Origin of the sequence: Duganella sp. 3397 (genome assembly GCF_031456625.1) — a bacterium.
GTDB classification, from domain to species: domain Bacteria; phylum Pseudomonadota; class Gammaproteobacteria; order Burkholderiales; family Burkholderiaceae_D; genus Rugamonas; species Rugamonas phyllosphaerae.
In genome coordinates this window covers 638,208-651,111 of sequence record NZ_JAVDVB010000004.1, presented here as the reverse complement: position 1 = coordinate 651,111, position 12,904 = coordinate 638,208, and the positions used below count along the sequence as shown (strand labels likewise).

Below are 12,904 nucleotides of genomic sequence, written 5' to 3'. Positions count from 1 at the left end.
CGGCTCAGTTTTGGCAGGCGTAAAAAAACCCGGCAAGCCGGGTTTTTTTACGTGCAACGAATTACTTGGCGTTCATCAGCGCGACGGTGGTGTCGAGCATGCGGTTCGAGAAGCCCCACTCGTTGTCGTACCACGACGAGACTTTGACCAGGCGGCCCGAGACCTTGGTCAGGGTCGAATCGAAGTTCGACGACGCCGGATTGTGGTTGAAGTCGATCGAAACCAGTGGTTCGGTCTGGTAGGTCAGCACTTCTTTCAGCGCGCCTTCGGCAGCCGCTTTCATCAGCGCGTTGACTTCGTCAACGGTGGTGTCGCGCTTGGCGATGAAGGTGAGGTCCACCAGCGAGACGTTGATGGTCGGAACGCGGATCGCGAAACCGTCGAGCTTGCCGTTCAGTTCCGGCAGCACCAGGCCAACCGCAGCGGCAGCGCCGGTCTTGGTCGGGATCATGCTCATGGTGGCCGAACGGGCGCGGCGCAGGTCTTCGTGCATCACGTCCGACAGTACCTGGTCGTTGGTGTAAGCGTGCACGGTGGTCATCAGGCCGGTTTCCACGCCGATGGCGTCGTTCAGTGGCTTGACCAGCGGCGCGAGGCAGTTGGTGGTGCACGAAGCGTTCGAGATCACCGTGTCGGTGGACTTGAGCACGTCCTGGTTCACGCCGTACACGATGGTGGCGTCAACGTCCTTGCCGCCTGGTGCCGAGATGATGACTTTCTTGGCGCCGCCCTTCAGGTGGGCCGAAGCTTTTTCCTTGGTGGTGAAGAAGCCGGTGCACTCGAGCACCACGTCCACGCCCAGATCGCCCCATGGGATTTCTGCCGGGTTACGCTGCGCGAACACGCGAATCACGTCGCCGTTCACGATCATGTTGTCGCCGTCAACTTCCACGGTGCCAGGGAACTTGCCATGGGCGGTGTCGTAGCGGGTCAGGTGGGCGTTCGACTTGGCGTCGCCCAGGTCGTTGATCGCAACGATCTGGATATCCTGCTTTTTACCGCCTTCGTAGAAAGCGCGCAGTACATTGCGGCCGATGCGGCCATAGCCGTTAATTGCAACTTTGATCGTCATACTCTGCTCCTGATTAGAAAAAATTTTGTACTAAACAAGCAATTATAGATTAAGCAATGACCAGTTTGGCTTTCGCGACAACATTTTCCACGGTGAAGCCGAAGTGCTTGAACAGCACGCTCGCTGGCGCGGACTCGCCAAAACTGTCGATACCGACCACGGCGCCTTCCAGGCCCACGTACTTGTACCAGAAATCGGTGACGCCGGCTTCAATCGCCACGCGTGGCACGCCCTTGGTCAATACGCTGGCTTTGTACGCTGCGTCCTGGCGGTCGAATACGTCGGTCGACGGCATCGACACCACGCGTGCAGCGATGCCTTCAGCGTTCAGCGCGGAGGCAGCAGCGACGGCCAGTTCCACTTCGGAACCGGTGGCGATCAGGGTTACCTTGGCGTCGATCACTTCCTGCAGCACGTAGCCGCCCCGGGCAATCGCCGCCACGGTTTCGGGCTTGCGCTCCTGGTACGGCAGGTTCTGGCGCGAGAAGATCAGGGTCGATGGACCGTTCTTGCGCTTGACCGCCTCGCCCCACGCCACCATCGATTCGGTGGTGTCGCATGGACGCCAGTTGTCGAGGTTCGGAATCAGGCGCATCGACGAGATGTGCTCGACCGACTGGTGGGTAGGACCGTCTTCACCGAGGCCGATCGAGTCGTGGGTGAACACGGACAGCGAACGCTGTTTCATCAGCGCGGCCATGCGCAGCGCATTGCGGCTGTAATCGGAGAAGGTCAGGAAGGTGGCGCCGAACGGGATGTAACCGCCGTGCAGGGCCACGCCGTTCATGATGGCAGCCATGCCGAACTCGCGCACGCCGTAGTTGACGTGGTTGCCCGGCTTGCCCGAACGCACGGCCACCGATTCTTTCCAGTTGGTCAGGTTCGAGCTGGTCAGGTCGGCCGAGCCGCCCAAAAATTCCGGCAGCACCGGCGCCAGCGCCTGGATGGCGTTCTGGCTGGCCTTGCGGGTGGCGATGGTTTCTTTTTTCTCGACGGTGGCGGCAATCGCAGCAGCCAGGGTCGATTCGAACGCGGCTGGCAGGTCGCCGGCCATGCGGCGCGTCAGTTCGGCAGCTTCGGCCGGGAACTGGGCGGTATAGTCGTTGAACAGCTTGGTCCAGGCGGCTTCCTGCGCGGCGCCCGCTTCTTTGGCGTCCCACGCGGTGTACACGTCGGCCGGGATCTCGAACGGCGCGGCGGACCAGCCGAGGTACTCGCGCACATTGGCCACTTCCTTGTCGCCGAGCGCCGCGCCGTGCACCTTGTCGCCGCCTTGCAGGTTTGGCGAGCCCTTGCCGATCACGGTCTTGCAGCAGACCAGGGTAGGCTTGGTGGCGGTCTTGGCAGCGGCAATCGCGGCCGAAACGGCAGCCACGTCATGGCCATCGACGTCGCGGATCACGTTCCAGCCATAAGCTTCGAAACGGGCCGGGGTGTCGTCGGTGAACCAGCCTTCCACTTTACCGTCGATCGAGATGCCGTTGTCGTCGTACAGCGCGATCAGCTTGGACAGGCCCAGGGTGCCGGCCAGCGCGCACACTTCGTGCGAAATACCTTCCATCAGGCAGCCGTCGCCGAGGAACGCATAGGTGTAATGGTCGACGACTTCCAGGCCCGGCTTGTTGAATTCGCTTGCCAGCAGCCATTCGGCCAGCGCCATGCCGACCGCGTTGGCCAGGCCCTGGCCCAGCGGACCGGTGGTGGTTTCCACGCCGGGCGTGATATCGACTTCGGGGTGGCCCGGGGTTTTCGAATGCATCTGGCGGAAATCGCGGATGTCATCCATGGTCACGGCATAACCGGACAGGTGCAGCAGCGCGTAGTGCAGCATCGAGCCGTGGCCATTGGACAACAGGAAACGGTCGCGATTGACCCATTTCGGATTGGCCGGGTTGTGGCTGTAATGCCCACTCCACAGCGCAACGGCGATCTCTGCCATGCCCATCGGCATGCCTGGGTGGCCGGAGTTGGCCTTCTGGACGGCGTCCATTGCCAGCGCGCGGATCGCGTTGGCCATCTTGGTGGTGGGGAGCGTAGAAGTCATCGTAGGTCAATCGCGAAAGTATGAAAACTGAGTGCAAGGTGTGCACTAACCAGACGCGCACGACGCTTGCTGAGCCCATTATTTTACCAGACGATGACACCCACCATTTAAAATTGCGCTTTTATCCCACTCCCGACGGTTGCCATGCCCCGCTTCTTTTGCCCCCAGCCACTGGCCATCGGCCAGATTATTTCCCTGCCCGACGCCGTGGCCCACCATGTGCAGGTGCTGCGCCTGGCCCAGGGCGACCTGGTCACCCTGTTCAACGGCGAAGGCGGCGAATATACGGCCGCGCTGACCGAGCTGGGGCGTCGCGCCGCCAGCGCCGAAGTGCGCGGCCATGCGCCGCGCGAGGCCGAGCTGCCGTTCGCGCTGACCCTGGTCCAGGGCGTGCCGGAGGGCAGCAAAATGGACTGGATCGTGGAAAAGGCGGTGGAACTGGGTGTCACGGCCATCGTCCCGCTGACGGCGCGCCGCTCGGTGGTGCGGCTGTCCGGCGAGCGGGCGGAAAAGCGCCTGGCGCACTGGCAGGGCGTGGTGGTGAGCGCGTCCGAGCAATGCGGACGTAACCGGCTGGCCACGGTGGCGCCGGTGCAGGAGTTCAACCGCTGGCTGGCGGCGCCCGCCAACGGCCCACGGCGTATCCTGCTCAGTCCGCGCGCGGAGCAATCGCTGGCACAGTGGGCGCGCGACACGCCGCCACACGCCGTGGATTTGCTGGTGGGCCCGGAAGGCGGCTACAGCGACGAAGAGGAAGCGGCGGCAATCGCCGCCGGGGCCGTATCGCTGTCGATGGGCCCGCGCGTGCTGCGCACCGAAACGGCAGGACTGGCGGCGCTGGCGATCCTGGCGGCCGCCTGGGGCGGCATGTAATTTCCGCCGCGCCCAATAACAAAAGGGCAGGATGACGACGTCATCCTGCCCTTTTTACGTGGGCGGCATCGCTGCCGCCCCGTGCCTTCTATTAGAAGGTGTAGCCCAGACCCAGGCTGAAGAAGCGGCCAACAGCACCTGCCTGGTGCAGCGAAGCATTGTAGGCGGTCTGTACACCCGAGTTGCCGTAGGTGCCGACGTCGATCGGCGGCGCCTTGTCGAACACGTTCAGGATCGTGCCTTTCAGGGTCAGGTTCGGCGTGACCTTGTATTGCAGGTTCAGGTTGGTCGTCGTGAACGAAGCAACGCGGCAATAGCTGTCAGGCTGGGTCGTGTTGGCGAAGTAGTTACGGCCGCCAACATCGGTACCGGTCGATGCGCAATCGGTGCCGCCCACGGATGGGTCAAGCGACGAGAACGAGCTGGTGTAGTTGACACTGGTGGTGACATCCAGCGGACCACGGGCCCAGGTCAGCGAGAACTGCGCGCGATTTTTCGGATTGCCGGTAGCACCGCCAACGCCCGACGGACCTTGCGTGCCAGCCAGCTGGTAGCTGACGCCATTGACGCTCTGGGTGTAGTCGAAGGTGTGCGCAGCGCTCAGGTCGGTACGCAGGGAACCCATGCCGTCTGGGAGGTTAAAGCGGTAGTTGATGGCCGCTTCGATACCGCTGGTGGTGGTTTTACCGGCATTGATATAACCCGAGGTTGCATACAGTGCCGGGCCGACTGGCGACAGTACCGAAGCAATCGAGCCGTCAGCTTGCACGGTATCCATCTGGACCGGTGCGCCACGAACGAAAGATGGCACATAGTTAGGATCGCTGGTAGCAGCGCTGACGATCTGATTGCTCAGTTCAATCTTGTAGTAATCGAACGTGATGCCCAGGCCCTGGATCGGTGCCAGCACGATACCCAGGTCATACGACTTGGATTTTTCCGGCGACAGGTTTTTACTGGTCTGTTGCACGAACACTGGCGTGAAGCTGCAATAGATCGGTACGCTGCCAACTGCCTTGGTGTCGCCGGTTGGGCACAGGACAGGATCGTTAATCGCGTTGTACGAGAAGAACGAACCTGCGCTGCCCGATTCCGCCGGGTTCGGTGCACGGAAGCCGCGTGCGAAGTTACCGCGCAGGGCGAACTGCTTCGATGGCGTCCACTTGAAGTTGGCAGCCGGGGTGAACGAGTGACCGTAGGTGTCGAAGCGGTCATAACGACCGGAGATGCTGGTTTCGACGTTCTTGATCAGGGTCGCTTGCAACTCAGCAAATGCTGCGGTATTGGTTTCCGATCCGAACACGAACGGCGAGGTACTGGCGACCTGACCGTTGGCGGTCAGGGCCGACGGTGGCGCATCCCATTCACGTTTGTGCCAGTGCAGACCGGCTGCGAAGATCAGCGGACCGGCGCCGAGCTGGGTCAGCTCGCGGCTGGCAGTCGCGTCGGCGTAGTTGAGCTTGGACGTGTTGGTGTTCGAGAAGCGTGGCGAGATGGTGTCGGTCAGCGCTTGCGAGTTACCGCCCAGCACGTTGAACGTACCGCTGCGCAGCGAGTTGTACAGTGCATTGCGGTCGATGTAACCGCTGTAGTCGATCTCGACTTTCGATTCAGTCAGACCACCGGCCAGGCGCATGTCCCAACCGTATGCCGTACCGTTCAGATCCAGCGCCAAGCGGGTAGCCGTGGCGGTGTTGTCCGAGGTGCTGGCTGCGGCCGTGCCTGGTACGTAACCGTACAGACGTGCGGTACCCGGCAGATTATTGGTGATGCCTGCGCCCACAGCCGAACCGGCAGGGAACGTAGTGGCGCCAAGGGCCCCCACGCGAGGGGTCAGGGTGCCGTCCGGGCTCAGCGCAGTGTTACCCGCAAAGCTGGTGGGCGAGAACACTGGTGGCACGCCGCGGTTGTTGGAGCTTTCACGACGGAAATACGAGCCCTTGACGCCCATTTCCCAGTCGCCAGCGAGCTTCTTGGTAAAGCCGGCCAGCACGTTGACGTTTTCGGTTTTTGGCTGGATGAACGACGAATTGTCGGCCACTGCGCACTGCCCTGCACGGTACCTGGTGAAATCGCAGTTCGAATTCAGGAATTGGTAGTTGACAGGGTTATCGGTAGCGCTGTACGGCTGATTGGTCGCAGGATTGGTACCTGGCAAGGCCGGTCCCGACGGATTGAACAGGTACGGCGTGTTAGCCTGCGTCAACATGTTATTCAACGACGTCGGCACGCCCAGGGTCAGGTTGTTACCGCCACGGGCGGTCCAGTCGCGGTCATTCCAGTCATTGCCCAGACGGTCGGAAATCTTGATACCGCCTTGACGGCGATATTCTGCGGTCACGAAGGCGTTGTAACCGTCGGCATCGAGGTCACCAAAGCCGGTCGAGAACGACGCGCGCTTGGTGGTGCCGCCGCCGTGCTGGGTGGTGCCGCCTTCAGCAGACAGGCGCGTACCGTTGTAGCTCTTTTTCAATTTGATGTTGACCACGCCGGCCACAGCATCCGAGCCGTACAGCGACGATGCGCCAGCTTTCAGGACTTCGATGCTTTCAATGGCATCGAATGGAATGTTCGAGACGTCGACGAACGAGCGCTGGGCATCGTCACCGATCGCGTAAGGGGCCACGCGGTGGCCGTCGAGCAGTACCAGGGTCGCGCCGACGCTCAGGCCGCGCAGCGAAATGCCCGAAGCGCCGTTGGCGAATGCGCCGGAGAAGCCGGTGCCCAGGGTGCCAGCGCCGTTGGAAGCCAGATCGCTGAGCAGTTCAGCTACCGAGGTTTTACCGCTGCGCTGGATATCAGCGGCGGTGATCACCTGCACCGGCGTTGCGGTTTCGGTATCGGTGCGGCTGATCAGCGAACCGGTCACAACGACGCGTTGTACGGGCTCGGTGCCGCTGGCCTGCTGGGCCATCGCTGGAGTGAGTGCTGCAACGGAGAATGCACCGCTTGCAATCACTTGCAAGATCGCGACAGGCATAGGTTTGATACGCAACTTCATGAAAAAAACTCCTTCTGGGTGTGTATCTGAATTTTTTTATGGATCCGCCGGGTAAGGTGATCCTGATCAGTGTGTCAACAATTACAAATGTGACTCAACGGTTACATAAAACCATGCCGGCTTGAATCATGTCAATTCAACTGCATGTAGATATCACCGTAAAACAACACATTAATTTTTCTAATATTATTTTTCGCCATAGCTTATTCGGAAACGGTGCGCAAACCTCCCACTTTAGTGCGGGGCCGCCCATTTTTGGTGCAACAACATTTTTACGGCGGCGCAACAACACTATTCGAATGCCCGGTACGCAAACCGGTCAGCGCCACTGTGTGGCATGGCAATTGTGCTAACGCAGCAAAATTCTGTGTATAAAAAAACCCGCGGTGCACATGATGCAGACGCGGGTTTTTTGTGGCCCTGCCAGGCCAGGAGCCTTGCCCGTAAGTTCAGCTTAGAACTTCAGGTTGGCGCCGAAGGTGACGTAACGGCCAATGGCATCGTAGGCGCTCGGGAAGGTGTTACCACTATCCATGGCGGTGGTCGAGACGTTGGCACCAACGATTGGTGGTTTCTTGTTGGCAGCGTTGTTCACGCTGACGTTGAAACGCAGGTTCTTGCTGAAGTTCCACACACCCGACAGGTCCACGTAGCTGTGGGCCTTGATATGCGAGAATTCCGGCAGGTAGGTGCCCGAACCTGGCTCGACATCGGTCGAGCTCAGGTAGCGCCAGTTGTAGCCGAGCGCGAAGTCGCCCACGTTCCAGGTCAGGCGCTGGTTGAACTTGCGCTTGTACACCGGTGCGGTGCTGCCGTTGATGCTGTTACATGCCACCGAGTAGTAACCGAGGCAATCGCGCTCGCCCAGTTTGAACGATTGCACCTGGGTCAGGGCGAAGCCCAGGTCGAACATGCCGAACTTCGGATCGAGGTTGATCTGGCTGGCGCCGAGCTTGTAGTTCACGTTCAGGTCGTAGCCGCTGGTCGATTGGCGGCTCGAGTTCGACAGTGGCGTGGCAACACCGCTCGAACCGGCGCCGTTGAAGGTGCCGTTGGCAGGATTGCGGCCGATGGCGGCGCACGAGTCGTTAAAGGCCAACGATGGATTGAACTGGGTCTGGTAGCAGCGATCCAGGATATCGGTCGTGCTCAGGCTGGCAATTGCCTTCTCGAGCTTGATCGAATAGTAATCCACCGAGATGGCCAGTTTTGCAACTGGTTCCCAGACGAAGCCCAATGTCTTGGTCTTGGCTTCTTCAGGCCCCAGGGCTGGGTTGCCGCCGGTGAGGTTGTTGATCTGGCCCGACGATGGTGCCGGCAACGAACCGATTTCGCTGACCGGTACCCCGGTCAGGCGGCACAGGTTCGACAAGGTTCCTGCGGTATTGGCTTGACCCTGGTTGATCAGTGCGAGCTGGCATGGATCGACCGCGACGTTGGACAGGCCGGTGATCAGCGGCTGGAACAATTCGTTCACGTTCGGCGCGCGGGTAGCCTTCTGGACAGAAGCACGGAAGCGCAGCGATTTGACTGGCGACCAGTCGCCGCCACCTTTCCAGCTGCCGTAGCTCTTTTCTGCCCCGGCGACACTGAATTCGGTGCGGCGGTAGCCGAGCTCACCGTTCAGTTCGCGTACGAACGGCAGGTTGCGGATCAGTGGTACTTGCGCTTCGGTGTAGTACTCACGCATGCGGAAGCTGCCGCTGCTGTCCGGGGTCGGCGCGCCCGTACCGAGCACTTCGGCCTGGATTTGCGAGGCGGCGTCCGACTGGGTGCCGGCGGTCACTTTGCGCTGCTCGGCGCCGATCGCCATGGTGATCGGTTCGCTGGCAAACGGGCTCACAAACGTGCTGCCCAGGCTGCCCGAGAAGTTCACCGACGCGACGTCTTGCTTGACATTTTGCAGCAGCAGCGCGCTGGAATTGATGAAGCCAAGTTGCGCGGGGGTAATGCTACCGGCGGCGCCGAACACATTGAGCGGCACGCAGTTGTTGGCGGTGTTGACGCAAGTGGTGGTGTTCAATGCGTTGAGCGCCTGGGTCACTTTCGACAGCGAACCCCAGTTCTGGCGGGTCTGGGTCTGGTCGGCCGAACCACGGGTCCAGTTGGCGTCGTAGGTCCAGTCGAAGGCGACGTCGCCTTTTACGCCCAGCGTGTATTGCAGGCTCTTGTTGTCGAAGTTGTTGAGGCGCGGTCCCAGTTCGACGAAGCGGCGGTTGACGGTCATCGGCACCATGGTGGCGTTGCCAGGCACGCAATTGGCCGCAGTAATGCCACGGCGTTCGCAGATCTGCTGGCGCGCGGCGGCAGGAATGTACGGGTTGCCGATCGGTACGTTGAAGACGTTGCCGAAAGTACCCGTTTCCGCCAGCGTGGAGCCGACTTTGCTGGTGGTGTAGAACAGCTCGGCATACACGTCGGCATGGTCATTCACACGGTAGTTGGCCAGCGAGGTCGCTTGCGTGCGTTCCAGGCCAGTCGCGTAGTAATTGAGCGGATTGGTGTTGTATTGCACCAGCGGCTGCACCAGGCGGCCGCTGGCAGGATCGATCTGCCAGTTGCCGGACAGCGTGCCGGTACCGCCAGGGCCCTGCGAGACAGCGAAACCGCTCGGAACGGTGGTGCTGGAGCCGGTTGGACGGCCGGTTACCGAGCTCAGGCTGGTAACGCCGTAAGGACGCGAACCCTGGGTGACCGGATCGGCACTGGTTTTGCCGATGCTCAGGACCACGTTGCCGCGGCCTTCGTCCAGGCTGGCGCCCATGGTCAAATCGGTGCGCTTGCGCTTGCCGTCACGGTCGCCGGTGGTGCCGCCGTACGAGGTCGATACGTCGAGACCGGTGAAGTTACGCTTGAGGTTGAAGTTGACCACGCCGGCGACCGCATCGGCGCCGTACGACACCGACGCGCCACCGGTCAGCAGATCGACGCGGTTGAGCAGCGCCAGCGGGATCGAGTTGGTATCGACCGCGCCGCTCAGGTTGAACGGCACCAGGCGGCGACCGTTGATCATGACCAGCGAGCGGTTCGGGCCCAGGCCGCGCAAGTCGATGGTGGCGCCGCCACCGGAACCGTTGTTGACGCCAGCGCCGATGGCAGGCACCGCTGCAGGCAGGCTCTTGAAGAATTCTTCGACGGCCACAGGCTGGGAAGCGCGAATTTCTTCCGAGTTCACCGACGAGATCGGGCTGGTCGAGGTCGTGCCAGGCGTGGTGATACGGGTACCCGTCACCTGCACCTGTTCGATCCTGACAGGCGCGGCTTCTTGCGCTACCGCGTTGTGCATGACCGCCGACGCGCCTACCAGCATGCCGCTGGCGAACACGGCACGCATGGCCAGTGACATCTTTTTCTCTTGAATCATTCTGAAGCTCCCGTAGTTGAATTCCCGTTGCCGGGAAATACCTGAATTACGCCGCTTTTCGAGGCGCTTATTACCATCTTTCGCAGGCACCCGGCCGGACGCCTACGTTTGTAACGTTCTGTATCTGAGTCCACAGCATCAAAACATTTGGCGTTTGCTTTGTCTATATACGGGTGGAAATTTCTGCCCTGACCAGGCCCATCCCAAAATGGTGCGACGCGAAACGGGTTGGTGCATCGGGTGCCGGAATAAATCCTGCAAGAGCCATTGGCGTCAAGCCAGGTAGATGACAAATATGGAATTTTATTCGTTGAAATTTATTTTTTCCAAAATAAATATTGATGAAAGAACTTTTTTTTTGCTTTCATGCTGCAATGCAGCGGCTGAGCGCTGGCCAAGAAAAAACGATTCTCATTAATCGGCGCCACCGTCCTGCACAATAAATGAACATTTAAGCTGCTCGATCGGTTTAAAGACGAACTCAATATTGTTTTCACCCTGCGTGGTTCGTTGTTCCGTAACAACGCGAATGCCAGCGATATTTATTACACAAATAAATAACTCATCTATTTAATGGCGCGTTTTCGTGTCGATGGCGATACCGGCAGCTGGATGCGTTGCTGTCAGGAAGGGTAAAATAGCGGCCTGCGTTCGCGCCATGCGCGGCCGCACCGCTCTCCGCTAGATACGGAGCCCTGCACTTTTCGGAACTACACCATGTTGCGTCTCAATGAAGTCAAACTCCCCCTGAACCACACCGAAGCCGAGTTGCCGGCCGCCATCCTGGCGCGGCTCGACATCGCAGCCGAAGACCTGCTCGGCTTTACCGTCTTCAAGCGCAGTTACGATGCCCGTAAAAAATCGGCCATCGTCCTCATTTATTCGCTCGACATCGAGGTCGCGGACGAAGCCGCCGTGCTCGCCCATCGCCGCCACGACACCCACCTGATGCCGTCGCCGGACATGGCCTACAAATTCGTTGCCGACGGCGCACAGCTGGCGGCGCACCCGGACTTCCAGCGCCCGGTCGTGATCGGCATCGGCCCGTGCGGCCTGCTGGCGGCGCTGCTGCTGGCGCAAATGGGCTTGCGGCCCATCATTCTCGAGCGCGGCAAGGTGGTGCGTGAGCGCACCGTGGACACCTTCGGTTTCTGGCGCCAGCGCAAGCTCAATCCCGAGTCGAACGTGCAGTTCGGCGAAGGCGGCGCCGGCACTTTCTCGGACGGCAAGCTGTACAGCCAGATCAAGGATCCCAAGCACTACGGCCGCAAGGTGCTCACCGAGTTCGTCAAGGCCGGTGCTCCCGAGGAAATCGTCTACGTCAGCAAGCCGCACATCGGCACCTTCCGCCTGGTCAAGATGGTGGAAGCGATGCGTGAAACCATCGAGGCGCTGGGCGGCGAATACCGCTTCGACAGCAAGGTCACCGACATCGATATCGAAGAAACCGCCAACGGCCGCCAGGTGCGCGCGGTGATGCTGGAAAGCGGCGAAAAGGTCGTTACCGACCACGTGGTGCTGGCGATCGGCCACAGCGCGCGCGATACCTTCCAGATGCTGTACGACCGTGGTGTCTATATAGAAGCGAAGCCGTTCTCGATCGGCTTCCGGGTGGAGCACCCGCAATCGCTGATCGACGCCTGCCGCTTCGGCCCCAATGCCGGCCACCCGATCCTCGGCGCGGCCGATTACAAGCTGGTGCATCACGCGTCCAACGGTCGCGCCGTGTACAGCTTCTGCATGTGCCCGGGCGGCACGGTGGTGGCGGCCGCATCCGAGCCTGGCCGCCTGGTCACCAACGGCATGAGCCAGTATTCGCGCAACGAGCGCAATGCCAACAGCGCCATCGTGGTCAGTATTTCGCCCGAGGTCGACTATCCGGACCACCCGCTGGCCGGCATGGAGTTGCAGCGCCGGCTGGAAGAAAAGGCGTTCGAGCTCGGCGGTGGAACCTATGATGCGCCGGGCCAGCTGATGGGCGACTTCGTCGCCGGCCGTGCCTCGACCAAGTTCGGCGCCGTGGTGCCGTCGTACAAGCCGGGGGTGCACCTGACCGACCTGGCGCAGATCCTGCCGGAATACGCGGTGACGGCCCTGCGCGAGGCCTTCCCCGCGTTCGACAAGCAACTCAAGGGTTATTTCCGCCACGACGCGGTGCTGACCGGGCTGGAAACACGCACGTCGTCGCCGATCCGCATCAAGCGCCGCGACGACACCCTGCAAAGCCTGAACACGGCGGGCCTGTTCCCGGCGGGCGAAGGCGCCGGCTATGCCGGTGGCATCCTGTCGGCAGGCGTCGATGGCATCAAGGTGGCGGAAGCGGTGGCGCTGTCGATGGCGGCGGCGCAGGCGAAAGCCTGACCTCTGCCACGCATAGGCGATGTATCTTACGTCGCCCCTTGCCAGCTTTTCTATATCGATAGGCAGAAATTCTGCGGCGTTAGCACAACTGAGCAATAACTTCTAAAAACTTTTGTATTTGTTTGTAAGAAAATCGGTTTTTGTTTTAAATACCGAGAAAAGTGTTGTTTATTTCAAAGTTGTTACAGT

The 12,904-nt window shown here is 60.7% G+C and carries 6 protein-coding genes; 2 read left to right on the top strand and 4 right to left on the bottom strand.

Going from position 1 to position 12,904, the window contains the following annotated elements:
- Nucleotides 1–61 precede the first annotated feature (61 nt).
- Together gap and tkt are read right to left on the bottom strand one after the other, a co-directional pair.
- Complete coding sequence (gap, locus tag J2X54_RS15685; protein WP_070250547.1) at nucleotides 62–1,072, bottom strand: type I glyceraldehyde-3-phosphate dehydrogenase; 1,011 nt, start codon at nucleotides 1,070–1,072, stop codon at nucleotides 62–64.
- 49 nt (nucleotides 1,073–1,121) lie between these two features.
- Nucleotides 1,122–3,116: a transketolase gene (tkt, locus tag J2X54_RS15680; RefSeq protein ID WP_310181869.1), complete on the bottom strand. Its 1,995-nt coding sequence runs from the start codon at nucleotides 3,114–3,116 to the stop codon at nucleotides 1,122–1,124.
- A gap of 144 nt (nucleotides 3,117–3,260) precedes the next feature.
- Here tkt and J2X54_RS15675 point away from each other — a divergent pair, with 144 nt between their 5' ends.
- Nucleotides 3,261–3,989 (top strand): 16S rRNA (uracil(1498)-N(3))-methyltransferase, encoded by a 729-nt coding sequence (locus J2X54_RS15675; protein WP_310181868.1) that lies wholly within the window; start codon nucleotides 3,261–3,263, stop codon nucleotides 3,987–3,989.
- A 91-nt stretch (nucleotides 3,990–4,080) separates the two neighbouring features.
- Here J2X54_RS15675 and J2X54_RS15670 read toward each other — a convergent pair whose 3' ends face one another.
- Together J2X54_RS15670 and J2X54_RS15665 are read right to left on the bottom strand one after the other, a co-directional pair.
- On the bottom strand, nucleotides 4,081–6,990 hold the full coding sequence (locus J2X54_RS15670; RefSeq protein ID WP_310181866.1) for a TonB-dependent receptor domain-containing protein: 2,910 nt from the start codon (nucleotides 6,988–6,990) through the stop codon (nucleotides 4,081–4,083).
- A gap of 454 nt (nucleotides 6,991–7,444) precedes the next feature.
- Nucleotides 7,445–10,354, bottom strand: coding sequence for a TonB-dependent receptor domain-containing protein (locus tag J2X54_RS15665; RefSeq protein ID WP_310181864.1), 2,910 nt, complete (start codon nucleotides 10,352–10,354; stop codon nucleotides 7,445–7,447).
- A gap of 717 nt (nucleotides 10,355–11,071) precedes the next feature.
- Between J2X54_RS15665 and J2X54_RS15660 the strand changes: the two genes are divergently transcribed.
- Nucleotides 11,072–12,715: an NAD(P)/FAD-dependent oxidoreductase gene (locus J2X54_RS15660; RefSeq protein WP_310181862.1), complete on the top strand. Its 1,644-nt coding sequence runs from the start codon at nucleotides 11,072–11,074 to the stop codon at nucleotides 12,713–12,715.
- The last annotated feature ends 189 nt before the right edge of the window (nucleotides 12,716–12,904 follow it).

Bases quoted from the DNA above. Each gene is read 5' to 3' on its own strand.
- J2X54_RS15675 (WP_310181868.1), top strand. From the start codon at position 3,261: ATGCCCCGCTTCTTTTGCCCCCAGCCACTGGCCATCGGCCAGATTATT.
- J2X54_RS15670 (WP_310181866.1), bottom strand. From the start codon at position 6,990: ATGAAGTTGCGTATCAAACCTATGCCTGTCGCGATCTTGCAAGTGATT.
- gap (WP_070250547.1), bottom strand. From the start codon at position 1,072: ATGACGATCAAAGTTGCAATTAACGGCTATGGCCGCATCGGCCGCAAT.
- J2X54_RS15660 (WP_310181862.1), top strand. From the start codon at position 11,072: ATGTTGCGTCTCAATGAAGTCAAACTCCCCCTGAACCACACCGAAGCC.
- tkt (WP_310181869.1), bottom strand. From the start codon at position 3,116: ATGACTTCTACGCTCCCCACCACCAAGATGGCCAACGCGATCCGCGCG.
- J2X54_RS15665 (WP_310181864.1), bottom strand. From the start codon at position 10,354: ATGATTCAAGAGAAAAAGATGTCACTGGCCATGCGTGCCGTGTTCGCC.